Annotated in this window: 27 protein-coding genes; 16 read left to right on the top strand and 11 right to left on the bottom strand. The window is 67.7% G+C overall.

Annotation, left to right across the window (positions count from 1 at the left end; genetic code table 11):
* The first annotated feature begins 12 nt into the window (after positions 1-12).
* The 15 genes from ABZ824_RS33210 to ABZ824_RS33140 all read left to right on the top strand — a co-directional run bounded on the left by ABZ824_RS33210 (position 13) and on the right by ABZ824_RS33140 (position 16,034).
* The gene (locus tag ABZ824_RS33210; RefSeq protein ID WP_356968057.1) at positions 13-1,113 is read left to right on the top strand and encodes a C40 family peptidase; all 1,101 of its coding nucleotides are present in this window, start codon (positions 13-15) and stop codon (positions 1,111-1,113) included.
* A 166-nt stretch (positions 1,114-1,279) separates the two neighbouring features.
* Complete coding sequence (locus tag ABZ824_RS33205) at positions 1,280-1,957, top strand: hypothetical protein (protein ID WP_356968055.1); 678 nt, start codon at positions 1,280-1,282, stop codon at positions 1,955-1,957.
* Positions 1,954-2,496 carry a hypothetical protein gene (locus ABZ824_RS33200; protein ID WP_356968053.1) on the top strand — a complete coding sequence of 181 codons (543 nt, stop codon included), beginning with the start codon at positions 1,954-1,956 and terminating at the stop codon, positions 2,494-2,496. The genes ABZ824_RS33205 and ABZ824_RS33200 overlap by 4 nt, the downstream gene beginning before the upstream one ends.
* Entirely contained in the window at positions 2,493-3,560 is a 1,068-nt protein-coding gene (locus ABZ824_RS33195; RefSeq protein WP_356968051.1) for a hypothetical protein, read from the top strand. Before ABZ824_RS33200 ends, ABZ824_RS33195 begins: the two co-directional genes overlap by 4 nt.
* Before the next feature lie 19 nt (positions 3,561-3,579).
* A complete protein-coding gene (locus ABZ824_RS33190; protein WP_356968049.1) occupies positions 3,580-4,461 on the top strand; it encodes a hypothetical protein in 882 nt (293 codons plus the stop codon).
* A 65-nt stretch (positions 4,462-4,526) separates the two neighbouring features.
* Entirely contained in the window at positions 4,527-5,456 is a 930-nt protein-coding gene (locus tag ABZ824_RS33185; protein WP_356968047.1) for a hypothetical protein, read from the top strand.
* Positions 5,453-6,433, top strand: coding sequence for a hypothetical protein (locus ABZ824_RS33180; protein WP_356968045.1), 981 nt, complete (start codon positions 5,453-5,455; stop codon positions 6,431-6,433). Before ABZ824_RS33185 ends, ABZ824_RS33180 begins: the two co-directional genes overlap by 4 nt.
* Before the next feature lie 182 nt (positions 6,434-6,615).
* A complete protein-coding gene (locus ABZ824_RS33175; RefSeq protein ID WP_356968044.1) occupies positions 6,616-7,614 on the top strand; it encodes a hypothetical protein in 999 nt (332 codons plus the stop codon).
* 49 nt (positions 7,615-7,663) lie between these two features.
* On the top strand, positions 7,664-9,535 hold the full coding sequence (locus ABZ824_RS33170) for a TraM recognition domain-containing protein (RefSeq protein ID WP_356968042.1): 1,872 nt from the start codon (positions 7,664-7,666) through the stop codon (positions 9,533-9,535).
* A complete protein-coding gene (locus ABZ824_RS33165; RefSeq protein ID WP_356968040.1) occupies positions 9,532-10,437 on the top strand; it encodes a DUF4913 domain-containing protein in 906 nt (301 codons plus the stop codon). Before ABZ824_RS33170 ends, ABZ824_RS33165 begins: the two co-directional genes overlap by 4 nt.
* Positions 10,434-11,339 carry a hypothetical protein gene (locus ABZ824_RS33160; RefSeq protein ID WP_356968038.1) on the top strand — a complete coding sequence of 302 codons (906 nt, stop codon included), beginning with the start codon at positions 10,434-10,436 and terminating at the stop codon, positions 11,337-11,339. The genes ABZ824_RS33165 and ABZ824_RS33160 overlap by 4 nt, the downstream gene beginning before the upstream one ends.
* Positions 11,336-12,253, top strand: coding sequence for a hypothetical protein (locus ABZ824_RS33155; RefSeq protein WP_356968036.1), 918 nt, complete (start codon positions 11,336-11,338; stop codon positions 12,251-12,253). Before ABZ824_RS33160 ends, ABZ824_RS33155 begins: the two co-directional genes overlap by 4 nt.
* 166 nt (positions 12,254-12,419) lie before the next feature.
* Positions 12,420-13,277, top strand: a complete 858-nt coding sequence (locus tag ABZ824_RS33150) for an MBL fold metallo-hydrolase (RefSeq protein WP_356968034.1) — start codon at positions 12,420-12,422, stop codon at positions 13,275-13,277.
* A gap of 32 nt (positions 13,278-13,309) precedes the next feature.
* Positions 13,310-13,975, top strand: a complete 666-nt coding sequence (locus ABZ824_RS33145) for a GNAT family N-acetyltransferase (RefSeq protein ID WP_356968032.1) — start codon at positions 13,310-13,312, stop codon at positions 13,973-13,975.
* Between the two features lie 493 nt (positions 13,976-14,468).
* Complete coding sequence (locus ABZ824_RS33140; RefSeq protein WP_356968030.1) at positions 14,469-16,034, top strand: NAD(P)/FAD-dependent oxidoreductase; 1,566 nt, start codon at positions 14,469-14,471, stop codon at positions 16,032-16,034.
* 295 nt (positions 16,035-16,329) lie between these two features.
* Here ABZ824_RS33140 and ABZ824_RS33135 read toward each other — a convergent pair whose 3' ends face one another.
* The 6 genes from ABZ824_RS33135 to ABZ824_RS33110 form a co-directional block, all read right to left on the bottom strand.
* Positions 16,330-18,138 (bottom strand): hypothetical protein, encoded by a 1,809-nt coding sequence (locus ABZ824_RS33135; RefSeq protein ID WP_356968028.1) that lies wholly within the window; start codon positions 18,136-18,138, stop codon positions 16,330-16,332.
* A gap of 271 nt (positions 18,139-18,409) precedes the next feature.
* Positions 18,410-18,727 (bottom strand): hypothetical protein, encoded by a 318-nt coding sequence (locus ABZ824_RS33130; RefSeq protein ID WP_356968026.1) that lies wholly within the window; start codon positions 18,725-18,727, stop codon positions 18,410-18,412.
* Positions 18,714-18,986, bottom strand: coding sequence for a hypothetical protein (locus ABZ824_RS33125; protein ID WP_356968024.1), 273 nt, complete (start codon positions 18,984-18,986; stop codon positions 18,714-18,716). Before ABZ824_RS33125 ends, ABZ824_RS33130 begins: the two co-directional genes overlap by 14 nt.
* A 75-nt stretch (positions 18,987-19,061) precedes the next feature.
* Entirely contained in the window at positions 19,062-19,196 is a 135-nt protein-coding gene (locus tag ABZ824_RS33120) for a hypothetical protein (protein WP_356968022.1), read from the bottom strand.
* Positions 19,197-19,199: 3 nt separating this feature from the next.
* The gene (locus ABZ824_RS33115) at positions 19,200-19,817 is read right to left on the bottom strand and encodes a TetR/AcrR family transcriptional regulator (protein WP_356968020.1); all 618 of its coding nucleotides are present in this window, start codon (positions 19,815-19,817) and stop codon (positions 19,200-19,202) included.
* Positions 19,814-20,008, bottom strand: coding sequence for a cold-shock protein (locus ABZ824_RS33110; protein ID WP_280184792.1), 195 nt, complete (start codon positions 20,006-20,008; stop codon positions 19,814-19,816). The genes ABZ824_RS33115 and ABZ824_RS33110 overlap by 4 nt, the downstream gene beginning before the upstream one ends.
* Before the next feature lie 15 nt (positions 20,009-20,023).
* Between ABZ824_RS33110 and ABZ824_RS33105 the strand changes: the two genes are divergently transcribed.
* Positions 20,024-20,185: a hypothetical protein gene (locus tag ABZ824_RS33105; RefSeq protein ID WP_356968017.1), complete on the top strand. Its 162-nt coding sequence runs from the start codon at positions 20,024-20,026 to the stop codon at positions 20,183-20,185.
* Positions 20,186-20,285: 100 nt separating this feature from the next.
* Here ABZ824_RS33105 and ABZ824_RS33100 read toward each other — a convergent pair whose 3' ends face one another.
* The 5 genes from ABZ824_RS33100 to ABZ824_RS33080 all read right to left on the bottom strand — a co-directional run bounded on the left by ABZ824_RS33100 (position 20,286) and on the right by ABZ824_RS33080 (position 24,773).
* Positions 20,286-20,879 carry a hypothetical protein gene (locus ABZ824_RS33100; RefSeq protein ID WP_356968015.1) on the bottom strand — a complete coding sequence of 198 codons (594 nt, stop codon included), beginning with the start codon at positions 20,877-20,879 and terminating at the stop codon, positions 20,286-20,288.
* Positions 20,876-21,424 (bottom strand): hypothetical protein, encoded by a 549-nt coding sequence (locus tag ABZ824_RS33095; RefSeq protein ID WP_356968013.1) that lies wholly within the window; start codon positions 21,422-21,424, stop codon positions 20,876-20,878. The genes ABZ824_RS33100 and ABZ824_RS33095 overlap by 4 nt, the downstream gene beginning before the upstream one ends.
* The gene (locus tag ABZ824_RS33090) at positions 21,421-22,233 is read right to left on the bottom strand and encodes a hypothetical protein (RefSeq protein WP_356968011.1); all 813 of its coding nucleotides are present in this window, start codon (positions 22,231-22,233) and stop codon (positions 21,421-21,423) included. The genes ABZ824_RS33095 and ABZ824_RS33090 overlap by 4 nt, the downstream gene beginning before the upstream one ends.
* Before the next feature lie 548 nt (positions 22,234-22,781).
* Positions 22,782-23,684: an aminoglycoside phosphotransferase family protein gene (locus ABZ824_RS33085; protein WP_356968009.1), complete on the bottom strand. Its 903-nt coding sequence runs from the start codon at positions 23,682-23,684 to the stop codon at positions 22,782-22,784.
* Between the two features lie 9 nt (positions 23,685-23,693).
* Complete coding sequence (locus ABZ824_RS33080) at positions 23,694-24,773, bottom strand: hypothetical protein (RefSeq protein ID WP_356968007.1); 1,080 nt, start codon at positions 24,771-24,773, stop codon at positions 23,694-23,696.
* Between the last annotated feature and the right edge of the window lie 71 nt (positions 24,774-24,844).

The raw sequence follows: 24,844 nt of genomic DNA, 5'->3' as shown, positions 1-24,844 counted from the left end.
GCGATGATGAACGTGACCTCGAAAACGACCGCCGCCGCAGCGATCCTACTACCGATCGCGCTGCTGGTGTTGCTACTCGGGGTGGTCGCAGCCGATCCCCGCACCTCCTGCGCCACACCGCTGGCCGCCGGAGCGGGCGGGCCGACCGGGCAGACGGTGGCGGGTTTGAGCGAGGCGCAGTTGCGGCTCGCGCGCGACGGGGTCGTGATCGGCAAACAGCGCCGGATGCCCGAATCGGTGATCCTCGCCGAACTCGCCGCCCAAGCCACGGAGTCTGGGTTCCGGAATCTGGCGAATCCGTCGGTTCCGGAATCGCTGAGCTATTCCAACGACGGGCTGGGTCACGACCACGACTCGGTCGGCCCGCATCAACTCCGGGCCAGCGTGTGGGGATCGGTCGGCATCGCGAAGCTGATGCAATCGAGTTACCAGATCAACTGGTTCTACGACCGCGCCGAACAATCAGGGCTACTGGCGCAACAGCTCTCACCCGCGGAGTTGGCCCAGCACATCGAGCGCTCGGTGCCCAACGCCTACGCCGGACAGATCGAGCTCGCGCGCGAGTTGTATCAGCGTTTCGCCGACGTCGACCCCCGCACCGCACCCGCCTCGGCGGGTGCGGCGCCCACGGGCTGTGGTTCGGGGGCAGCGTCGGTGTTGAGTCCCGCCGAGGCCAGCGCGTTCGGGCGCGCGGTGATCGAGCACGCCTCCCGCTGGATCGGCACCCCGTATGTGTGGGGCGGCGGCGATATCAACGGCCCGACCAACGGTGGTGTGGACTGCTCGGGACTGACCCTGTATGCGATCTACCACGCTTCCGGCGGCCGGATCCGGCTCCCGCATTACACCCAGGCCCAGCAGGACCATCCCAGCGCGGTCGTCGTGCCGTTCGCGCAACGACAGCCCGGCGATTTGATCTTCTTCACCTCCCAAGGGGACTCGGATTCCCATCACGTCGGGATCTATCTGGGACCCGACGATCAGGGGCGCGACCAGCTCCTGCACGCTCCCCAATCCGGGCAGACGGTGACCACCACTCTTCTCAGCGGATTTGCGGGGGAGCGAATGGACGTGCGCCGCTACGAAGTTCGCGAATCGACCGGGTTGTCATGACCGATTGCGTCTTCTCACCGGATCTTGCGTCGATCCCGTTGCGCGCCGGTGCACGGCCCACAGCATGCCGCGAGAACCCATCCCCCGGCCGCGATCACCGCCCCATCTGCCGACGCCCCGCAGAACCGGAAACAGCACGTAGACAACGACACACGGAGGTCGAACCGTGAGTGAGAACCCCACAGACCGCCCCGCCGCCGGTGCGGGAACGACGATGCGCGATATCGAATTACTGGTCACCACCAACACCGCGCGGCTTCGCCGCACCACCCGCGCCCTGGACCTGGAGCGCTTCGCGATCGAGCACGGACTCGACGATCCGGCCGGATTTCAGCGATTCGTCCGCGTTCTGCGCTCGATGGCCGGGGTCGACTACGAGGCCGTGCGCGCGCTGAACATCGCGCAGAAGGGCGCCGACCCGATCTTCGCGGTCCGCGCGGTCCACGGTCCGAGACTAGCGCTGTGGTGCGCGGGAACCCGTGCTCATTTCACCGTCATCCGCTCGGGCGGAGAGATCGTCTGGCGCGACCGCCACCCGCCGGACGCGACGGTCAAGAGCGCGGCGCAGGCCGCCGAATCCGCCGCACGCCAGGCGATCCGGGTCGCCGGGCAGACGTGCCGACGGTGGGATGTCGACGCCGCCGCCCTGCGCCTGACCGTCGCACGCAGCCACGGGCTCGATCTGGCCGGGCTCTACCGCGCCGCCCTCGCCGCGAATCTGTTGCTCGAGATAGTCACCGATCCCGTCCGCAATCCGGCAGCCCGCGCCTCGAGCGCCCCCTGCGTCGAATGGCGCGGCAGCGACCTGCTGTCGCTGACCGACCCCGACCCCGACCAGTCATGAGCAGCCGACGCACCGCGGCGGCATGGATCGCCACCGTCGCGATCTGCGCGACAGGATGTGCCGCACAGTTGCCAGCCAGCCCCACTACTGGCGAGATCAACTGCCACGGGAAAGATTTCGCCGCACCGTTCGATCAGGTTGATCCCTGCGATGCCGAGCAGGTACTCACCGCCGCGCTCGGCGCGATCTTCGGCTACCAACCCGGTGAGCAGGCCGACCCCACCGAGGCGCTGGCCTCGGCACGAGCGTTGCTCGAGGACCGGTTCGCCGCCCGCGCCGCATCCAGCGCGCTGGTCTGGGCGCCGGTCACCACCGCCGTCTGGCAGCAGTGGCGCACCGACCGTGTGCAGGTCGCGACCACCGCGCGAGTACTGGCCGATGACCACCCACCCGACACCGCCACCCAGGTGGCACGGGTCGTGACCATCGACATCGACGCGCCCGTGTCGGATCCGACCGCCTTCGCGGTGTATGCCACCGCGACCCGCGACAGCGTCGAGACACAGTGGCTCCTGTCGGAATTGCAGGTGACCCAGTGAGCGGAGACCCGGTCGAGGAGGGCGGCCAGCAGATGCGTCAGGGCTTCGTCCAAGCCCTACAAACCGCCCACACCACCGCAGCCCTGATGCGCGGCCGCGGCACCGATAGCCGCTCGCACACCGAACACCTCCAGCGCGTCGAACAAGCCGACCGGCGCGAGCAGCGCTCGATCCGCGAGTACAACGTGCGCGTCGCCGCCACGATCGACAAATCCAGGTCCGAGTGGCAGCTCAACCAAGCCCGCATCACCGAAATCAAGGGTCGCACCACCCACAACCAGGAAGCCCACACCCTCGCCCAGACCGAAACCCGGCGGCGCATCGAACGCGCCGACAGCGACCTGGCCCGCCGCAACAAACTCGGCGATCAAGAGCACACCCACAACCAGCAGATCCACGACAAGAAGACCACGGCGTACGACAGGCGCGAGGCCCGCGCCGACGAACTCCACAGGCTCGACGTCGAATACAAGCAACTGCTGATCGGAATCCGTAAGCGTGCAGCCGGTTTCACCGACACCCTCACCGGCCAAGGCACCGACGGTGAGGCTGCGGCGTCGACGGCGGCGTTCGCCGCCGCCGACGCCAACCGGGACCTGTCCGAGGAACACGAGCGCGACGCCGATGCATACGACCAGCGCTTCGCCGAGGACACCGGCCACAACGTCACCGAGGTCATCGACGCTCCTTCCCTCCCGGCTGCCGATGCCGACGCCGTGATCGACGTCGAATTCTTCGACATCGAGCCCGACCAGCCCGGCGGCGACGACTTCGGTGTCACCGACCCCACCGCATCCACCGAACCCGAGTACCCGGGGTCGGTGGCACCGGATGCGTGGCAGCGACTGACCGAGGACCTGACCGCCGAGACCCGCCTCGCACACGCGGTCGACGAACTGATCGATCCCGCGCCCGAGCCGGATCTGCCGATGGCATCGGTGGTCGCCGACGCCGTGGACGCCGCGGTCGGTGGCAGCACCGGTGAGGAACCGCTGCCCGAGGACGCGCCGGGCATCGATCCCACGACCGAGCAGTTCGGTCCAGAACCGGAGTGGGAGCTGTGACCGGGTCGAGGAGTCAGTGATGGACAGCCCGACCGCGCTCCAGGCCCACCTGCTCAAGGGCATCCAGAACCTGGCGTTGGACAACGAGCGCCACCGCCCGCGCCCGGCCGAGACCGGCGAACCCGCCGGCACCGACGAACAGTGGGGAATTGGACAGCGCTGCCTGGACCAACTCGAACAGGTCGCCCTCGGGATTGGGGTACCGCACGCGTGGATCGACTACGCTCGCGCCTCCGGGCAACGCGGCGAACGGTGGCAGGCGGGCCGGCAGATGCTCGGATCCGGGCGCATCGAACGCTCACTGCTGATCACCGCGCTGGGCCGTGACGTTCGCGGCTTGCAGGACATGGCCGGTATCGGCGCGGTCTTCACCCACCGTGGCGTCGACGCCGAGGTCACCGCCCGCTTCCGCCGGATCATGGGCATGACCTGGCAGCGTCTGGGCGCGATCTCCCACGCCCTGGGGTTGACGACCGAAGAACGACACCAGGTCTGGGCCCGAGGCGAGCGCCACTGGTCCACTGCGGTCGCCGAGCGACTCCGCGACACCGACTTGAAGTCGTTGGCACAGGACTGGAACCGGATCGTCACCGCTGACTTCAGCGCGGCGACCATCCCGGTGGTCGTGCTGCAAGCCGCCGGGATCACCGCCGCCGACGCCCACGCGGCGATGCCGACCTCGCCCGACGACATGGTCACCGAGGTCACCGAAGCCCTCGCCCTGCTCGACGAACGCCACATTCCCGACCCCGCCATCGCCCGCACGGCCGCCGCGATCGCCACCGCGGTAGAGCCCTCACCCGAGCCCGGCGCGGCCCTCGCCGATCCGGACTCCACCTCGGCGGGCGAACAGATTGCCCTGCCGTCCTATCCCGATCCGAGCGACGGAGCCGAACCATGACGGCAGCTACAGAGATGCAACCGAAAACCGTTGTGCCACAAGCCCAAATAGGAAGGAAAAGGCAGATGAGTCGAACCGATGATCTCGGGGACTTGGCGGGCTGGAAAGCCGGGCTGCTCGCGCGGATCCAGGAGCGTGGCGCCGAGCACGCGCGGTTGCTGTATCGGGGATATCCCGAATACGGCCCCGGCTTCGGACGCCGTGACATCGCGATCCAATCCTGGCAAGCGCACCTGCGCGACCTCAAGGCCGAACAGCGGGAACTGATCGTGCGCACCGACACCTCCGGAATCCCGCCCACGGCGATCACCGCGGCAGTGGAAAACGGCAAGGCGGGCCGACGGTGGGGCGAGGCGGTGACCGATCCACCGACAACCCGCCACGGCGACGACCCAGTCCGCGCGCAGATGATCGCGACGATCGCCGAGGACATCTGGACGTTGGAACACATGGCTGCCATCGCCATCGCGCGCGAAGAACGCGAGGTCGGCAACCCGACCGACAGCGCCGGTCACCAGCAGTACCTGATCAACATGGACCTGCTATGGGAACGCGTCGACTCCGTCGCGGCGCTCGCCGAACTGACCCAGGCCGAACGCGATCAACTCTGGGGACGAGACGAACTCGGCTGGTCGTGGCTGGTCGAGTTCAGCGTCGACGGCTACGACGACACCGAACTCGAACAGGCTTGGCGCGTGCACGCCTGGGCGGGAATCGCCTGGGACGTGCACCGCAGCGTCGAGAACATGACCGCCGACGCCGCACGGTCGATGGTCGCCGACCGGGCGCGACCGCCGACGCCGCAGGCGCTGCTCGGGCGCGCGGGCGGCGGTGACCGGTGTCGCCGAGGCTCCGGGGGACGCGATCACCCGCGCACTGTCCACGACTCGCAGCGAGGTGACGGCGAGCACGGATCGGCGGCTCGAACCACCCGATCACACGCCGGAGAACGGGCCGACCGGCGGGGTCGAGCTGTGAGCGGGTGGCGATCATGACCACTCCGCCCCCGGCGCCAGGATCCCGCGAATCGGTCGTGCAGTGGCAAGCCCAGCTGCTCTCCCAGATCCGGCTGCTCACCGGCGAGCACACCCGAATCCTCGGTGCCGGCTGGGAAGGGTTCGAACCGCTGGATTCCGGCGGTGACGCCGAATCGGCTTGGCGGCAACACCTCGACGCTCTGTCCGCCGAACGAGAGCGCGTCGAGCAGACCGCGCTCTCGGCGGGTGTGCGGCAGGAATGGATCGACGACGCGGTCGCGCTCGGCGAGAACAGTGCCCGGCCCCGTGTGGATGCCCTGTCGAGATTGGATTCGATGCCCTGGCGCGACAACGCCGCCCAAGGATTCTTCGTCGGCATGCTAGGGCTGGACCTGTGGCATTTGGAGCGGATGGCCGCGTTGGCGGCCGAACGTGACGACCGCGTCGCTACCGGCCGCTGGAGCTACGGCAAGAACCCGATGTCGGAAAAGCAGTTCGCCCAGAACATGGAGCTACGTCACGAACGGGTGGTCGCGCTGGCACACGCCGCGCAGATCACCGAGGACGAGGCCGACATGTTGTGGGGCGACGCTGCCGAACCCTACCGGCGTGATCACGCCGTACGGCTGGAAATCCGCGACGAACTCAGTGTGGCCCGAGCATGGCACTCCTACACCAAACCCAGCACCGAACTGTCGGTACCACCCTACGTTCCGACCGACCCCGCCACAGGCACCCCAATCGTCGGCGCGCACACGCTGCCCCCGACACCGCAACAGATGATCGCCGCCGCCGCCGCGACACTGCGCGCCGAATTCATCAACGCCGCGTTAGCCGACACCGACGTCGCCGCCGACACCACCACCGCGCTCGGCGCGATCTCCGCTGCCGTCGACAACGAGCTGCCAGCCGAGGACACCGGCCTCGCCGTCGACCCCGGACCGGATCCGGACAGTGACGGCGGATATCGCCACGACTACGGCACCGACCCCTGACCACCTGACAGACCCTGCGTTTCGTCGATGCCGTTGGTCACGGGTACTGGCCGCGACATCGAACCCGCCACCGGGGACACCGATTCTTCCTCCTCTCTGTTTCGGAGGCTGCCGATGTCCATCCCGCAAGCACCACACCACCGAACACCGCGACACCGTGACCACACCGCGGGCAGGCGCTGATGAGCTGGCCCGACTCGCACCCCGGATCGCCCACCGATCCCGGCTACTACCACGACACCGCCGACGAGCGTGAAGCCCAACTGCGCGCCGATTTCGCCCGCTACCACTACCTGCGCGAAATCGCCCCGTACGGCGAAACACCCGATCAGATCGCCGAACTCACCGCCCAGGCCCAGATGCTGTCCAAGCGGTGGACGGATCCCGGCGACGCCGAAGCGCGCGCGTTGTGGACGCAATTGGACGCCAGCACCGCCGCCTGGCAGGCCCGGCCGGAAACCACGCGCGCCGCCTACGACCGCCTCGCACAAGCACATGCCACAGGCGATCAACTCGTCGACGACCTGACCTGGCGCACCCTGCGCCAGACCGCGATCCTGACCGGACGCATCGAACCCGGCATCACCGGATCGGTACAGGACAGCGCACGCTCACGCCCCCAGGACCAGGCGAAAGTGATCGAGCTGCGCCCGACGAGCCGAGTGGACCGCGCACTCGGCGGACGTGGACCCGATATCTCGCTGAAGGAAGTCGACGCGCTCATCGCTTCCACCGACGAGCTGCTCGACGCCGAAGAACGCCAGGGCGACCTCGATACCGGCGCAGACCAACGCAGCGTGGAGCGGCAAGCGGCACTGCGGCAGGTCCAGGACCTGTCGGCCGAGCACACCCGCACCAGCACCCGCTTCGCCGGCGTGCCCAGCCACGACCAAGCCCTCATCGAGCGCCTGGACGAACTGCTGGCCCAGACCCGCGACGCCCGCGCGGAGGCGGCACGGGCAGGGGCCACCCAAGACCAGATCGACCTCGCCTACCTCGCCGGACGCGACGGCACCTACGCCCACACCACTACCGAACCCGACGCGACCGCCGCCGACCGCATCGACGCGGCAGTCTCGGCCGCCATTTCCGCCGACCCAGTCGACACACCGAGCGCGGAGTCAGACACCGGCGTCGACACCGAGCCCGACCCGTCCCGAGACATCGAGGTGACCCTGTGAAAACCGCTGTCCACCAACAGATATCGGAACACAATCCAGAAGCGCGCACATGATCTCGACACGGGAGACCCGTCGACGGACCAAGAGCGGGATCGGGGAAGAGACCACGATCCTGCTGCTGTTCGTTGCGGCGGTCGCGGTGTCGCTCACCGCCTGGGCGGCGCTGTCGCTGGGCCGGTGGTGGGCCGGAATGCCGGTCACCGGCAACCCGGTCGCCGCGCTGCTGGCCGTCGCGATCGGCGAAGCGAGCTGGCCGTGGCAGGCCACGCTCGTGGCCGTCGCACTCTACGGCCTTGAGGCAGGCTTGCTCGCTGCCGGATGGCTGCTGCTGCGCACACCGCACGAGATCGACAGCGCCGCACGAACCATGCAGCGCCCGAACCAGATCCGTATCGCCCGCGCCCGCGACAACGCCGTGGCCAATCGGCGGTTGCTGGCCGACGCCCCCGAGGACGTCCAAGAACTCAAAGGCCCGCCCCTGGGCCGAACGGTCGTCGGCGGGGTCGAGCTGTTCGTGCCCGCCGAGTTGGGGGTGACGATCGCGGCGGGCACCCGAACCGGCAAGACCATGGCCTGGGCCATCCCGGCGGTCCTCGCGGCGTGGGGGCCGTGCCTGGCTACCTCGAACAAACCCGATCTCTACCGCCACACCCTCGCCGGACGGCAAGAGGCGGGCGATATCTGGCTTTCGGACCTGCAAGGGGTCACCGGAACACCGACCTGCGGATTCTGGGTGAACCTGCTGACCCAGGTCACCGGCCTACCGGCGGCACGCAAACTGGCGGGATTCTTCGTGTCCGCCGCCTCGGGAACCGCCGCTCAAGCCGCGAATGCCAAGGTGGACAGCTATTTCGATGGCGGCGCCCAAGAACTACTCGCCCTCTACATACTCGCCGCCGCCCGCGCGGGCGGGGATCTGCTGCACGTGGCGGAATGGCTGGGCAAGGACCAGGACCCTACCCCGGCGCTGATCCTGGATGCCCACGGCCAGCGTCGCCCGGCCGAGCGTATCCGCGAGTCCCAGGCCCTCTACTCGCGCCAAAGGGACGGGCTCTACGACATGGCCAGAAGGTTCTTGAACGTCTTGGCCGATGCCGATTACGCGCAAATGGTGACCCCACCTTCACGCACTCATCTGCGGGTGCGTGAAGGCAAAGCGGGCGTCGTGATCGAGAAGGCGGCCCAGCCCCGCACACACGAGTTGCCCGAGTTCAAGCCGGTCGATTTCGTCGAATCCACCGACACCGTGTACGCGCTGTCGATGGCCGGACCCGACGGGGCGACACCGCTGACCTCGGCGTTGGTCGGACAGATCATCGAGGCCGCACTGAGCGCCGCGCGCGCGCGTCCTGACGGGCGGCTGGCGGTGCCGCTGCTCGGTGTGCTCGATGAGGCCGCCAATTGCGCCCGCATCAGCGAACTACCGTCCTACTACACCTACGCGGGGGGCTGCGGCATCATCCTGATGACCATCCTGCAAGTTCTCGAACAGGGCGAAGACCTGTGGGGCGTCAACGGGCTCAAGACGATGCGCGCCCAGTCGATCGAGGTCTATGGCGGTGGCATCGCCGCGGTGGACTATCTCCAGCACTGGTCGCAGATGGCTGGACAGCACGATGTCGCCGACCGCTCCCGCAGCCGAGGCCAAGGCGGCACTAACCGCACGCTGTCGTGGCGCGCCGAACCCATCCTCGAGGTCTCCCAGCTCGCCGCGCTCCCCAAAGACCGCGCCTTGGTCCGGCTGCCCGGACACGGACCGGTCCTCGTATCCAAAACCTGGTGGCAGGACACCCAATACGCACCGCTGATCCATCGATCGCTGAAGCAATTCGCCACCGACAGCCAGCCCGTCGCCCTCGTCGTACCCGAGAAACCCGACGACGCAGACGACGGTCCGGATGCCGAAGGGCAGCGGTCATGAACTCCACGAACCCGACGGCACCAGCCGCCAAACCGGCGCAGGCCCACAAACCCTCGTATCCCCACTTCGTCGCCTTCGCCGAGAAATGGCTGCTGCCCTTGATCAGCGTCCGGATCTCCGGCGGCCAACGCGAGAACACCTACACCTGGTGTGAGCAATGGTGGGCACACCGCCCCGTCGCGGTCCGCATCGCTTTCTTGCACACCGCGTTCGAAGCCTCCCGTGGCCCCGGCGCCAGCGGATTCGTCACCGGCCACGTCGACCCCCATTTCCGCGTCATACTCGACGCCGCCAAAGGACCCCTGCACCGCTGCACCCCGACCGACCACGTCAAGACACCCTCGCTGCCGTTCGAACCCGTTCCCCCCGAACGCATTCCGCCCAACGTCCGCGCGGAACAAGCCGCACCCACCGGGACAGGTACCGGCTCGACGAAGGACACCGACTCCGAGAAGAAGAAGCCGCCACCGCGGTTCACCAACTACGGACTCTGGGTGCAGCAGTGGCTGCTACCGGTGACCTCGGTACGCATCGCCGCCCAGCATCGCGAGGGCACCTACACCTGGTGCACCCGCTGGTGGGAACACCACGGCGTCGCAGTTCGGTTCGCGCTGCTGCACGCGGCGTTCGAGGCCGCGGTCGTCTCCACCGACAAGACGGCGATGTCGTCGCTGTTCACCCGTCAGATCGATCCGACCATGCGCTTGGTCCTCGACGCCGCCAACGGGCCGCTGCACCGCTGCACACCCGGCGACCACGTCGAGCTGCCCGGACTGGCCGCCAGCCGCGTACCCCGTAACTGGTTCGGCGCGCCCGGCGCGCGGCCGGCGATCGAACGGCTGGGATTCGGGCCCGATTTCCGAGCCCTCGCTCCCGGCGAGGACGAGGAGGAGCTGTCGTGATCCCGCCCTCCCGAGTCCAGACACGGGTGCTCAAGGCCGTCCAGAACCGCAGTCGCGCCATCGCCGCCATGCTCGCCGAGGCCGAAGGATTCGACCGCTCACCGACGCAGGAGTGGTTCGGCACCTACCAGCACCACGCCATCGGGCGCGCGGACCTGATCGCCGCCGCCACCGCAGGGGGACTACCGAGCGAATGGCTCGACCAGGCCCAGGCGCGCGGCGAGCGCGGGATCGGGTGGCGCGCGGATCTGTATCTGGTGACCCCCGGCCCGACAGACTGGGACCGGATCCTCGGCGATCTCACCGGGGATGTGGCCCGGATCCAGGAATGGGAAGCACTCGATACCGCCCACCGGCAGTTGCACGCCCACGACCCAGGCGGCGCGTCGGCGAGCCTGCGCACCAACCTGACCGCCATGCACATGCGCACCGCCGGTGTCGCGAATCTGCTGGGACTGACCGCCGATCAAGGAACCCAGTTGTGGGGCGAACTCGACGACTGGGCACGCTCGGCCGCCGCCACGCTGGACGGACTGCCCGCCGAACAGATCCGGCACCGCTGGCACGCCGCCGCCGACACCGACACCCGCGCCTGGGCCGGGCAAGCCACCGCGCTGGCCACCGACGCCAGGATCGCCGTCGACTCCAGCCCCGCGCTGCCCGCCCCTGCGGCCCTGCGGACCGCGATCGCCGACGAATTGGGACCGGTCCACGCGCAGTTCGTTCCTGCGCGCGACACCGAGCTTCGCGCGGCGCTGGACGCGGCGATCCCCGAACCCGACCAGCAATCGCCGAGCACCGAGGCGCTGTTCAGCGACGCACCGTCCCCCGATGAACCGTGGGTTTCCGAACACGCCGGTGGGGAACCGGTATTCCTGAGCGCGGAGGGGAGTCCGTGGTGAGCGGGGTCGCGATGCCTGTGCGGGTGCGCGATATCCCCGCCGACCACGCGCAGGGACTGCGGCGCATCCACGAGCTCGCCGCCGAAAGCGCCCGCCTGCACCATCTCCAGAACACCGCAGGGGCGTCGGTCACCGAGCGGCTGGGCCGGCAACAACAGATCGATCAGGCCGACCGCGAGCGGGGCCTGCTCGAAATCACGGTCCGGGGCAACGGCGTCCCCACCGAATGGGTGGACCTCGCCCGGCGACTCGGATTCTCCCGACAGCCCTGGACCCCGGCACAGATCCTGCCCCCGCCTTCGCCCTCGACACCTGCGCGCGGAAACCGCAACCGGGTCGCCTCCGACACCCATCTGCTCGCCGACATGGCCGCGGTCTCCGCGGTGCGCCAGCACCTGCTGACCCACCACCAGATCAGCATCGACCCGAACTCGGTCGCCGAACACCAGTTCCGTCGCAACATGCACACGGTCTGGCAGCGCGCCGTCGTCACCGCCGCAGCGATCGGTATGCCCACATCCCAGCGCGAACGCATCACCGATGCCGCCGCCGCTGGCCTCGACCAGCGCCTGAGCATCTACCGGGATCTCACCCTCGACGACCTCGACACCCTGTGGCACGCCTACACGGGCGCCGCCTTCGGCGAGACCGCGCGCCGGAAGCTCACCAAGGCGCCCGAACGCGACACCACCAACGCCGCGTTTCCCGCTCCCACGGACTGGCTCGAACAGGCCCGGACCGGTCTGTCCAGCACGCTGCCCACCGACCCCGCCGACGACATCGCCGCTGCGGTCGCCGCAGCCGTCACCGACACCGACCCCGACCAGGGCACCGAGCGAGAACGCGACCACGACCCCGTCGTGGACCAGTTCGCCGACCACCAGGTCGCGACGGAGTCTGGACCCGACCCGTGATCTGTCCGACATCGGCGCGCCCGCAACCAGCACAGGAGCAGACGTGACCCGCCCTCGCGGCAGACACGACCCGCCCGGCCCCGACAACCGCCACAACCGCCGACGACGCAGTCGGCCGATCCCGCACCGAGACAACAGGTCTCGAACATCAGAAGGAGAACCCACCGTGTCCGTCACCAACGATCGACTCACCCGACCGGCCGGACTTCGCCGCCAAGTCTTCGGCCACCTTCGCGTCACCTACCTGCCCGACGGCGTGGCGCTGCTGGATGCCCGGCGCTGGCTGCCCGACGCCGACGAACACGTGTGGCGTCAGTTCACCGCCTTGCTCGATCCCGACGGCTACCTCGTGGCCAGCGTGGGCGCGCTGCTCATCGAATACGGCAACCGCGCCATGCTCATCGACGCCGGATTCGGGCCGCTGGCCGTGCCCACCCCGGTAGGACAACTGCGCGGCGGGCAACTGATCGACAGCCTCGCCGCCGCCGGGAAATCGGTCAACGACATCGAACTCGTCGCTCTCACCCACCTGCACATGGACCACATCGGCTGGCTGTGGCAAGCCCATACCGACACCACCATCAACGTCTTCGCCGGAATCCCGGTACTGGTCAGCACCACCGAATGGGACATGCGCGACCTCGCCATCGCCGACGGCACACCCCCGGAAGTACTGGCCACCTTCGCCACCCAGATCCGTCCCGTCCCCGACAGCGAGTTCTTCCCCGGCGTGCGTGCCCTGCCCACACCGGGACACAGCCTCGGCCACACCAGCTACCTACTCAGCAGCCTCGGCGAGCGGCTGATCGTGTTCGGCGACGCCCTCACCACCCCCGTCCAGATCACCCACCCGCACCTGACCACCGCCATTGACGACGACCACGCACAGTCGCGGGACTCCGCCGCCCGGCTTCTGCGTGAACTCGCCGAGCCGCACACCCGCGGGTTCGGCATGCATTTCGCCGACATCCAGTTCGGCCGCCTCGTCACCCACGAGCACACCAACCACTGGCAGCCCGAATAGCGCCCGCCACCACACCGATGAAAGACGACACCATGACCCAATACCGACCCACGACCGTCAACACCGACCGACCGGATCCCCGCATCGCCGTGCGCGATATCGACAGCGAAGCCGAACTGCACCAGTTCGTACGCTGGGCCGCGATGAGCGGCGTCGGGGATCCGGACTTCTTGGTCGAGCACCTGCTCGGCTTCCACCAGGACGGACTGCTCGGCAGCGACCTCATCACCACCCGAGCCACACTGCGCCGGACCCTCGACAGCCACGGCGTGCCCGCCGCCGCTGCCACCCGCACCAGTGCCTCGGTCGCTGTCGTCGACGGCCAACTGGCCGGAGGCATCCTCAGCGGGCCCACCCTATGGCTGCTCACCCGCGTCATCGCCACCAGCCCCGACCACCCCCTCCTCGCGCTGCTGCGCACCAGCGAGATCCAGGTCTTGGCCGTCGATGAACAGCATCGACGAACCGGCGCGGGAGCAGCCCTGGTGAACAGCGCCATCCGATCCTCGCGAGCCCTGAAAGCCCACGTGCTCTACGGACAGTTCCCCAACACACCGCGGTTGTTGAGCTTCTATCACGGCTGTGGACTCACCGTCCACACCCCCGGCGCCGCCATCGATTTCGGCAAACTCGCCGGAATCGATTTGACCATCAATACCTCCAGCGAAGACCGGTTCTTCACCCACAACCTCCGCTGAACTCGCACGCGGCGCGACGGCGCGATTGCCGGGCACACGAGAGATCCGCCCCGCGCAACCGCGTCGTCGGCCAGTCGGCACCGACCGGCCGCCTTCTCCAGGGCGTCCAGGTCAACGAAATCCCGAACCAGGCCGCAGCGTCGCAGAGCTGACCCCTCCAACGACAGGTAACCGACCCCAGCTGAGGAACCCAAACGATCTCAGCTTCTTGTCGTTCGACGCCCGCACAACCCGTCCCCGGCACAGACCAAAGGAATGCCATGCTCACCAGCACTCGTTCGACCACACCCGCAGTCGAAATACGCCACGCCATCACCCGCCGTGAGGCGCACGAAATCGCACGCTGGCGGCGCGTGGCCGGAAACCCTCTGCCACGGCTCGCCAGACACCACCTCCTCGACATCCACCTACACCCGCGTACCGATCTACCGGCCGTCATCGCCCCGAGAGCGCACTACGAGTCGCTGTGCCATCTGACGATCGGCGATCGCTCATGACATCCGAACCGACAGCGCACGACCTGGCGCAGGCGAATACGCACCGGCATCGTTCCGCCGCGAACCCGGCAGTGCTTCAGGTCGCGGTCATCGGCGCCGGATTCGGAGGGATCGGCATGGCCGCGGCACTGCGGCGAACGGGCATCACCCGGTTCGCGGTCTTCGAGCGATCCGGCAACATCGGAGGAGTATGGCGCGATAACACCTACCCCGGATGCAACTGCGATGTCCCGGCCCACCTGTACTCGCTGCCGATCGCGCCCTACCGAGATCGCCATATCCGCTATCCCGATCAGCGTGCGATCCTGAACTACCTGCACCGCATCGTCGCCGACGAAGGACTCACACCGCACCTGCGATCGGGTATCGGGATCACGGCCGCCACCTATCTCGACGACACAGGCTTCTGGGAATTGGTTACCGACTCCGGACAGACGATCCTCACCGAAACCGTGGTCTTCGCTCTCGGTCAACTGCACCGCCCTCACATCCCCACCCTGCCAGGACACATAGAGTTCGGCGGCACCATGTTCCACACCGCGCGCTGGAACCACGACCATCCCCTGACCGGTCGCAGCGTCGCGGTCATCGGCACCGGTTCCAGCGCTGCCCAGATCCTGCCCAGTCTCGCCGACACCGCAGCCCGGGTCCGAGTCTTCCAGCGCACACCGCACTGGGTGCTGCCCAAACCCGGTCCCGCGTTCGGGCCCGTCACCACCGCGCTGCTGGCGGTCCCGGGCGCACATCACGCCTACCGTCGGCTGCTGCACCACAGCGCTGACAGCCTGCTGGCGCCGATCATGCGCCGCGGCTGGCCCGCCCGCCCTGCCGAAGCGATCGCGCGCCGCTATCTGCGACACCACATATCCGACGCGGTGATGCGCGCGAAACTGACACCGAACTACCCTCTGGGCGGCACACGGATCGTGCTCGACAACGGCTTCTACCCGAGCCTGCGCAGACCGAACGTCGAGCTGATCACCACACCGATCTGCGGACTCGACACCCGCGGACTCATCACAAGCGACGGGACACACCACGACGCTGACACCATCATCTACGCCACCGGCTTCCACGCGCCGCAATTTCTGGCCGACGTCACGGTATCCGGGCGTGGCGGGCGACTGCTGCACGAGCAGTGGGCCGAGGGGGCGAGCGCCTTTTACGGCATGGCGGTGCCGGGATTTCCGAACCTGTTCCTGATCGCCGGACCCAACTCCTTCACCGCCGCGGGCAGCAACCCGGCGATGAAACAACTCCAAATCGACTACATCCTGGCGTGTCTGCGGCTGCGTGCCGAAAGCGGTGACATGGCAATAGAAGTTGACTCCGAGGCGATGTCGGCCTACCAGGAATGGATGGACCGGGCCCTCCAGACAACCGTGTGGCCGCGCAGCCCGCAGAGCTGGTACAAACACGCCAACGGCGCGGTCACTAATCCCTGGCCCGCGACCGTAGGTCAATACCGCAAGAAGTTGCGACGGAACCCGCCGACACACTGCTTCACAACGATTGCCCACCAGCCTCCGACGATGGCATTCGCGGGTGAGTTCGCACAGTGAGCGAACCGAGTCGACGGGATCGACGCGGTCGGCTTACTGACCCGAACTCCGACGTTCCACGAGCGACGCCGACCGAGGTGCCGCTGGGGAGGGGATCCGGCGGCACTCGGACGACGATCAGCGTGTGCTGACCCCTCGCGACGTTACGCTCACACCGTCCCGTACGGCAGCGAACCCCCGATTCGACGCCACGCCGGTGAGGACTCGACAGCGGGTCGGCGCGTCGATAGGCCCAAGACGATTGGCCGATGGACTGAGGAACCGAACACGCCGGGCTGATCCTTCGACGGTGGTTCTATCGGCGAACGCTCTGGATGACAGCGATGCAGTTCAGTGGTACAGCGACGGGGTCACGGCATGGACTGATCTCCAGGAGCACGACGCTGTGGTCGCCGGTGATCCCGTACAGGGCTGCGGGAATATCGATCAGTCCTGCGGTGTATTCGGTGGGTGGATGCTCGATCTCGGGGAGCAGGCCCCACCGCGAATGGACTGTCGGGGGTTTCGCGGCGGCGATTTCGAGTCGGACCTGCACGTCGGCGGTGTTGTGGGCGCTGGTGCGGGAGAAGGCTAACGCGAACAGGTCGAGGTCATCGACACCTGGGATAAATATCGAGCCGGCATGGTTGAACGCCGCTCGTGCCTCCCAGGTGGTCCAGCTACGGTCGTCGCCGTGGAGGTGCGCGGGAAGCTCACGGCTGTTCAGGGCGAAGGGGCGGGAGTGGTACTGGAACTGGGCGTCGTTGAGCGCGGTGACCAGGCGGCGGCGTTCGGTCTCGACACGCGATGACGGTCGGGGCGAGTGAGCCAGGTCGGCCGGGTGGATCACGACTCCGACTTCGCGCAGCAGTTGACGAGCCGCAGTGACGGGGTCGACGTCGTCGATCAGCGGTGTCGAGCGGATGTGGGAAGAAATAGCATGCGCCTGTTCGGCGGCGTGGTCGGGTACCCGCAGCACTGCCACGGTGGTCCGGTCGCGATCGTCGTAGTCGTCGGACAATCTGCTGCCGTATCGGAGCTCGATCGGCATGGGCGGCAGCAGCTGCGGGTATTGGGTCAGATAGGCCAGTCGTGCGCGGGATGCGACGTGCAAAGGCCATCCGGCTACCAACAGGGCGCGTTCGGGTTCGGTGCTGTGGTCGCGGCGATGGACTCCGCGCAGCCCGTGCAGGGCCATTTCCGCGCGGTCCACCCAGGCGGTGACGGTCCGGTCCCGCAACGTGGAAAAGACCCGATCCGACCAGCTCTGCGGTGTGTCGGCAGGATGGACCGCCACCGTGGGATCGGCCGGTAACCGGGTCAGGTCCTTCACCTGGGACAGGTGTTCGGCGACATACCTGGTGGCATTCGCGGTGATCATGGCGGGATCGGAGTGGCCCTGCCGGTGCGCGGCGAGCCAGAGACCAGCGACCGACGCCCAAGCGTCGAAGGACCGATCCTTCAGGCCGTAGACCCTGATACCGGAATCGGCGGTACCGGTTATGGCCGCAAGCAGATCGCTTTCGGCGCGTGCGGGTGAGTCGGTGTCCACGATGTCGACCGCCCGATCGAGCAGCCCGTCCTCGGCATCGGAGCCGAGCCGCGTGGCCAATTGCGCGAGCAGCTCATCGTGTCGGCGCGAGTAGTCGAGGGCCGCGCTGTTGATGGCGGCGATCGTGCGCGAGTAGCCCCGAACACCCCGGATCTGGTCGATCAATCCCGCTATCGATTCTGTCGACATCGGGCATCGGGCACGCCATTTCGCGTAGTCGAGCCATTCGAAGGTGGCGTCTGGATCGGCGAGCATGCGAGTGAGCGAGTCGATGTGTCGGCGCATCGCGCTCACTTCGCCGACGGCTCGGAGGGTACTCGCGTGTACGGGGTCGACGGAGCTGGCGACATTCGCGCAGTTGCGGCACACCTCGTCCCACCGGATTCCGAGCAGCGGGATCTGCTGGACGGCTCCCTCACGCCCGTACTGACATCCGTTTCGGGCATGCCATTTACCCGACCTGGCCGCAACCAGCTCGACGGTGGCCTGATCCAACGCGGCGGGAATCGGAATCTGGTGACGCTCGAAGTCGGCACGGTCGAGCACGTCGGAAGGAAGGGTGACCGGGCTCATCGGCCGCGATCGGGACTCGTTCGCGCGGCCGAACCCGAACGCGTCGCGAAGGGGTTCGCGGGGAACTGATGCGCCACCCAGAGGAGTTTATCGGGTCACCGAGCACAGCGGATCATTTGGCGTGGCCGCAGCAGATCCGATCCGCGCATCTGGGCGGTCCCGTCGTCGACGATCGAGCGGGCACGCCGGGCAACTATGTGCAGCAGTCGGTCTGCGATCGTCGTGCCGGATTGTTCCAGCGCCTGCACCGCTGTCCGGCATGGGCCTGCGTTCAGCCGCTCGAGTGGGCAGATCCGTGGAGGTGGTCATCGGTACTGTCGCTCGCTGTTCTCGTCGCTGGTGTGGTGGGTCTGCGCGGGTGGCGCGCCTTGGTGGCGAGTGTGGGCGCGCGGGCCGGTTCGAGGTCGGCTACCGGTTCCCACGCCGGTGACCACTGCTTCGTTCGCTGACCGAGGTGGAGGAATTCGGGGACGATGAAGCGTTGCGTGATATCGGGGCGGACCTTGTGGAGCAGGACCGCGAGCATCGCGATACGCGCGACGAGATCGCCGATGGTCACGATCCCGTCGGGTTCGTCATCGAGGGGCAAGGCTGCGCCGTGGGGTGGCTGAACCGTTGGGCGAGTTCGACACGATCGCTTTAGTGGCCCGTGCTAGTGCGGCCTGGCCGCCGTGCAGGGTCCAGTCGTGGCTGTCGACGATGTCGATACCGGCGAGGTAGGCGGCCCAGATGTCGTGGACGGTGTCGAGCGCGTCCTCGATCGTGGTCGCCGGGGTCACTGATCCGTGCCGGATGCCGAGGAGCCGGTTCATGTCCGGACAGGCCGGGGCCGGTCGAAAGATGCTCACCTGTGGTCTTTCTCGGTTCGGTTGCGCGTCGGACCGCTCGGGTGGGGTCGAAGATCGCTCGTCGTTACGGCGGGCTCAGTCATCGCGCACCGCCGCGAGTGCGTCCCGCACAACGGTGATGACATCGGGGTCCTCGTCGGCGGGAGTCGTGAGCGCGATCTGGTGATCGGTGGTGGTGCGGTCGGGGGTGGGCCGGCTGGGATCGGGCATGGGTCAGCTCTCCTGGATGGGGGTGCTCGTTCTGGGGAATGTGCGGTCGTTGGGGGCAGGCAGTACGAGTTCGATTTGCGTTCGGATCCACTGGTGGTCGGAGGTGGCGTCGTCGGGCGGGCCGATGGCGAGCCCGACCAGGGCGGCGATCAGTGATGCGGCAGTGGTCGGGAGCTCGATGCCAGGGCAGGGTTCCATGGTCGTGGTGAGCAGCTCGGTCAGTGCCGCGTGGATACGGTGTCTGCGGTCGTGGTGCTGTGCGCGGTGTTCCGGGCCGGTGGTGGCGAGATCGAGTTCGAACCAGATCCATTCGGGGTGGCTGGTCACGGTGCGCGCCCACTTCGTCAGCGTCGTGACCAGGTGGCTGCGGTCTCTCGGGTGAGCATCGCGGATGCGGTGTACGGCCAAGGCGGTCAGCCTCTCGGCGACCTCGTGACCGATCAGATGTTTGTAGGGGTAGTGCTTGCCCAGCGCACCGGTGGTACACCCGGTGGCGTCGGCGATATCGGCGATATGGACAGGCCCGTAGCCGTGGGCGAGGAACAGTCGTCGTGCGGTAAGCAGCAGTCGGCGCCGAGTCCGTTGCCCGCGCCCGCGACGCGCCGTTGCCGGGGCGGTCACAGGGACCGCACGTTCTGCGCGGCAGGGCCTTTCGGGCTGTCGATGGCATCGAAGGTGACGCGTTGATCCCGGTGCAGCGCGTCGTGGCCGTGGACATCGGCTTGACGGACGAACAGGTCCGGGCCGGAGTCGGGTGTGATGAACCCGAAACCCTTCTCGTGGTTGAACCATTTCACGGTCCCGAACTTCACGTTTTCCTACCTCTCTTGGTGATTCGATGGACGGTCGGCATCGATTCCGCGGTCGGCGAGTGGGAGCTGCGCGCGGCGTTCGTGGGTCGCGGTGACCGGGTCGGCGTGGCCTTCCTGGACTTGTGCCATGCGCAGTGCCGGCTCCTGCCGGTGTTCGGCGCTGCTGGCGTGGCGTAGTACGGACCGGGATTGGCGTGGATCTGCGCGGCGTGGCGGTCGACCTCGCCGAGGGATCGCGCGTGGCGTTTCGGCAGGGTGGTTGTGGTGTGGGGCGTGGTCAGTGCCGTGCATTGGCCGGTTGTGGGACACGGGTGGGTAGATGGACCCGTCCTGCGGCGACGTCGGCGGCGAGCACGTCGTAGACCACGGCCTGACCGACCAGGGACTGGTGTGCTCTCGGACCGGTCTCGACCGGGACAGAGGGGTCGATCGCGGTGATCCAGCATCGGCACAGTTGAGATACCTCGGCGCCGAGACCGTTGCGATGACAGGTCGCCGACCGGTGTACCGGCGGGGCGAGGGTATGGGCGAGATGGTCATCGATCCGGTCGATCAATCGGCCGAGTCGTCGGTGGGCGGTATGCAGGGCGTCGGTAAGAACGTCGATGTCGACGCTGTCGTCGTGGCCGGGCGGCAGCCGCAGTAGCTGGCCGAAGGCGGCCCGGTAGTGGTGATGGGCATCGAGCATCTCCACCGCGATACCGACCAGAGTGGGGAACGGGTAGTCGGCGGCGGCGAACCCTGGTGTGTTCCAGGCGCGGAACAGCACGTGCGCGGATGGGATCGCTCCGAACCAGGATGAGTCTTTGCCGGCGGCCCGTGGCGTCCGGGGGTCTGGTTGGTGCCCGGTGCCGGGGCGTGTGCGGTTCATCGGAGCTCCTGGATTGCTCGCCAGCCCAGCGGTAGTTGGACGCGTCGGGTACGGATCGCGGTGACCAGATCGGCGTAGCCCTGGTGGGTTTGGGCCATCCGCAAAGCGGCTTCGTGGTGGTGTTCGGTGTTGGTGGTGTGGCGCAGGATCCACTGGGACTGGGCGAAGACATTGGCGTAGTGGCTGATCACTTCGCCCAGAGGATGGGTGTGGTGGGCGGCGTTGACAGGTCGGGGCAGGCGGAATATCGCCCACTCGTCGATCGCCGCCATGACCGCGGTCATGTGGTCGCGGGTCGCGATCTCGTCGAACCCGGCCGGACGCCGATCCGGTGACACCGCCGCGCTCAGCAAGCTCGCGTGGATATCGGCCAGCTCCCGCGCCCACCCGATCAGTGACGAACTGCCCTCGACACGGCGTCCGGCCACGGCGAGGTGAAGTTCGCGAGCCTCCAGTAGCCTGTCGACTGCCCCGTCGCGATCGTGCTGTCCGGCGTCGTATTTCGAAATCGCTAGCGGGCCGGTGACAGGTGTTGTGGTGCTCATCGCTGACTCACCGCCGACTCACCGGTCATGCTCACGCGGGCCGGTAGGGTGCAGCGAGTGACGGTGTGTGCGCCGCGTGGGAAGCGTTGCACATGCTCGCACAGGGCGATCAAGCCATGGGAGGGCTCATCGCTTCGCGGATACGGCTCATCGAGTTCGACGAGCAGCGACCCAGTCATGGTGTCGACCAACGTGCGGATCACCGTGTCGGGCATCGCAGTGGGTTCAAGCCACAGCGTCCGGGTGGCCGGGTGGTGGCGATCGCCGATGAGGGCGACATAGACCGCGTCGACGCGTTCCATCACCTCGGGCCACCGGTGACGGGTCAGCGCCTCGGCGGCGTCCAGTTGCGCAACGGCAGGGATCGCGCCGACTCGAGACTCGACCACGAGTTGTTCGTGGCCCGCGTCGTGCTCCTGTACCGGACGCGATACCGGAGCCGGTCGGTGCGCGGTCCCGTCGAGATAGTGCAGGGTGAGGGTGGGCAGGGCGGTGAGTTGGGACAGTGCCGCCCGTCCTGACGCGTCGAGATCGGACAGGTGTTGTCGGGAGGGCACCAGGAACCAGACATCGGTCGCTTCCAGAATTCGCGACAGGATCGACCAGAGCAGATCGGCTCGGCGGTGACCCGGTGCCAGGAGCCGTCCGAGGTCCACCCGTCGCGACCGTGCCAGCGACTCGAGGCGGTTCAACACCGGCACGGTACGGTCGATCTCGGTGAGCAGATCACCGATCAGGGTCTCCGGTGCGAGCGGTTCGAAGAAAACGCGGCCGTCCCCGAACCCGTTGCGCGCGGCGAAGTCGTGCACGGATCGATCGAAAGCATCGGCGCCGTGTCTGGACAGCAGGTCCGAACGGGCGTATCCAATCCACATTTCCTGTGACCCCTTTTCGCTGGTTCTCCTCGAAGAGGTGAAGGGCGGTAGTGACCGATGACCAGTGGCGACCCGAAGGGTCTTCGGGCATGCACGAGATGAGCCTGCGTGTCGCCGCCGATGACGTGGGCGAGTCCTGACAACGAGTGATCAGGGAAAACAGTTCTGGGGGAACGTCGGGTTCCGCAGCGCTGATGTGGCTGCCGTCCAGGCGGCGCGTGGCGACCTATCGTGTCGATCCGGTCCGGCGCCGACGTGGCGGGGCGCGGAGTACCTCATCTGCTGTCATAGACAGAGTTAATCGTCGCCGGAGGACTGCCACCATGACATCGCGCAGGGCAGAATCGGGCAAGTTCGCCGACATTCACATGACAGATTCGGACACCCGGTCCGATGACTCCGGGCACGAGCTGTCGAGGATCGTCGATGCGACTGCCCTCCGGTGCTGTCGGTCGGAGGCCGGTTTGCCGCCACGCGGGGATCTAGGTGTAGAGGTCCCAAGGGATGTCGTGCCGCCCTGTCTTGAGTGTGGCCAGGCGGTGGGCGTGTTGGGCGGCGACGCTGGGGCGGTGCTGGAGATCGGGCAGGACGCTGGTGACCATGATCAGCTCGCGGATACGAGACAGGATCGGCCACGCCGGATCGTCGCGGACGTCGCTGCCGTATGCGTGGACGAACTCGCGGTAGAAGTCGTGGCGGTGGAACCGCGTTGCTCCGACCGCTTGGGGAACGAGATCGTATGCGAGAGGACCGATCCCGGCCTCATCGAGGTCGCAGAGCACGACGGTGTCATCGTCTCGGTGCAGTAGGTTGCCGGTGTGGGGATCGCCATGGATGATGCCGGTTGGCAGCTGGTCCTGGACGCGCCGGAATTCTTGTTCGGCTCGGTCCCATTGCTCGCGCAGCCACCGGGCGTCGGCGGGGGCGAGGACAGCGGTGTCGGCGTGTGCGAGCCGATCGCGTGCGGTGGTGAACGGGTCCCAGGTCGGCAGGACGGTGTGGTCGAGGTCGAGGGCGTGAAGTCGATGCAGCGGCGATGCCAGATCGGCAGCGGCCCAGTCTGTTCGCCGGCCGAGTTCGTGCCAGAACGTCACCGTGTAATCGCCTTCGACCTTCAGCGGTTGTTCACCGTCGAGCAGGGCCGCGATCGGGGCGTTGCGGGCCTGCAACCAGCGGGCCATGGTGACCACGCGCTGTCCCCGCGAAACTCCGACCCGGTCGGAAGCGACGCGAAGGACAACGCGTTCGCGTGGGAGCCGGTAAACGGCGTTGACGGTGTATTTGATCAGTTCCGCCCCGTGGGAGTTCAAACCGATTCGGGCGCAGGCCAGCTCGACGATGCGATGCAACTCGGCGGCACGCTCGGCCGCGATATCGGTCGCCACACCCCCAGCCTATGCGCTCGTGGCACGGCCCGTGGTCGGGTGATGTGACGCGCGGGGGATCGCCAGCAGGCTCGCTTTGACCGCGTGGGACAAGTCCCGGACGTCGCTGCGTGGTGTCGCGGTGGTGGCGCAGCGGACCATGTTCTCCAGCCGGTCCGCGACCCTGGCGCTGGTGATCCGTTCGGCCATCTCGACGGCGGTGGTGGCGAAGGACAGGCCAATGTCGATCTCACCGAGTCGGAAGCAGGCGGTGGCGGCGGTGATGTTGTCGAACAGGATGCTGCGGGCCGGCCGCCCGGGCGCGGAGGCTTGCAGGGAGGCGCGGGCACTGTCGAGGGCGGCGAGGCAATAGCGGTCGGCCACGGCGCGGGGCGCGGTGGTGGCGTATTCGTTGTAGATCACGGCCTGGATACCGGTGAATTCGCCCGGTGTGAAGAACACGCGAGTCCATGGCGCGACGATGTCGCCGACGCGGTTGATCTCGTCTTCGGCGCATGCCAAGGCGAAGTTCATGCGGTTCTGATCGCCCAGCATGGCGTGTGCCCACGCCTCGTTGGCGTACAGGCGAGCCGATTCGCCGCCGTCGGCGGCGTCTCGCGCGGGAAGTTGCCCGAGCTGGAACATACGCAGTGCGGTGCGCGGATCGCGTTCGATCACACTGATGCGGCCCAGCACGTACAGGATCGACGCAGTCAGACTGTCCGCGCCCGCCCGACGCGCGAAGACCAGAGCCAGGGTGGCGAACTGGCGCGCGCGATACTGATCTCCGGCATCGTGAAACGCCCAGCCGATCAATCGGGCCAGGTCGGCCGAGGCAACCAGAATCGCCTGATCGGCAGTCTCGTCGCGACACAGCTTCCGCAGATCCGGTATCGAACCCAACAACGCCGTCGCAGAACCGGTGACCGCGAAGCCGCCGCGTTGTTGATCGAGCGACCGCAAACGCGCCGTGGCCGACCGCACACCATCGGCATCCATGGCCCGCCCGCGGCCGACCCGATCCGTCGCCTCTGCCTCGTCGAGTCGCGGAAGCCACGGGACCAGCGCGGAAGAAGATCCGACGACCGCGGCGGCGACGGCCTCCAACAACGTTGCTTCCGGCGCGCGTCCCAGCTCGGATACGCCTGACCCGACAGACCATGACATCGGTGCCTGCACGG

The organism is Nocardia sp. NPDC047038, assembly GCF_040644075.1.
Lineage (GTDB): Bacteria > Actinomycetota > Actinomycetes > Mycobacteriales > Mycobacteriaceae > Nocardia > Nocardia sichangensis.
This window is presented reverse-complemented; position numbering and strand designations above follow the sequence as displayed.

Excerpts from the sequence above, each read along its gene's own strand:
- ABZ824_RS33200 (WP_356968053.1), top strand. The coding sequence starts at position 1,954 with ATGAGCAGCCGACGCACCGCGGCGGCATGGATCGCCACCGTCGCGATC.
- ABZ824_RS33190 (WP_356968049.1), top strand. The coding sequence starts at position 3,580 with ATGGACAGCCCGACCGCGCTCCAGGCCCACCTGCTCAAGGGCATCCAG.
- ABZ824_RS33185 (WP_356968047.1), top strand. The coding sequence starts at position 4,527 with ATGAGTCGAACCGATGATCTCGGGGACTTGGCGGGCTGGAAAGCCGGG.
- ABZ824_RS33180 (WP_356968045.1), top strand. The coding sequence starts at position 5,453 with ATGACCACTCCGCCCCCGGCGCCAGGATCCCGCGAATCGGTCGTGCAG.
- ABZ824_RS33175 (WP_356968044.1), top strand. The coding sequence starts at position 6,616 with ATGAGCTGGCCCGACTCGCACCCCGGATCGCCCACCGATCCCGGCTAC.
- ABZ824_RS33170 (WP_356968042.1), top strand. The coding sequence starts at position 7,664 with ATGATCTCGACACGGGAGACCCGTCGACGGACCAAGAGCGGGATCGGG.
- ABZ824_RS33165 (WP_356968040.1), top strand. The coding sequence starts at position 9,532 with ATGAACTCCACGAACCCGACGGCACCAGCCGCCAAACCGGCGCAGGCC.
- ABZ824_RS33145 (WP_356968032.1), top strand. The coding sequence starts at position 13,310 with ATGACCCAATACCGACCCACGACCGTCAACACCGACCGACCGGATCCC.
- ABZ824_RS33140 (WP_356968030.1), top strand. The coding sequence starts at position 14,469 with ATGACATCCGAACCGACAGCGCACGACCTGGCGCAGGCGAATACGCAC.
- ABZ824_RS33135 (WP_356968028.1), bottom strand. The coding sequence starts at position 18,138 with ATGAGCCCGGTCACCCTTCCTTCCGACGTGCTCGACCGTGCCGACTTC.
- ABZ824_RS33120 (WP_356968022.1), bottom strand. The coding sequence starts at position 19,196 with ATGCCCGATCCCAGCCGGCCCACCCCCGACCGCACCACCACCGATCAC.
- ABZ824_RS33100 (WP_356968015.1), bottom strand. The coding sequence starts at position 20,879 with ATGAACCGCACACGCCCCGGCACCGGGCACCAACCAGACCCCCGGACG.
- ABZ824_RS33095 (WP_356968013.1), bottom strand. The coding sequence starts at position 21,424 with ATGAGCACCACAACACCTGTCACCGGCCCGCTAGCGATTTCGAAATAC.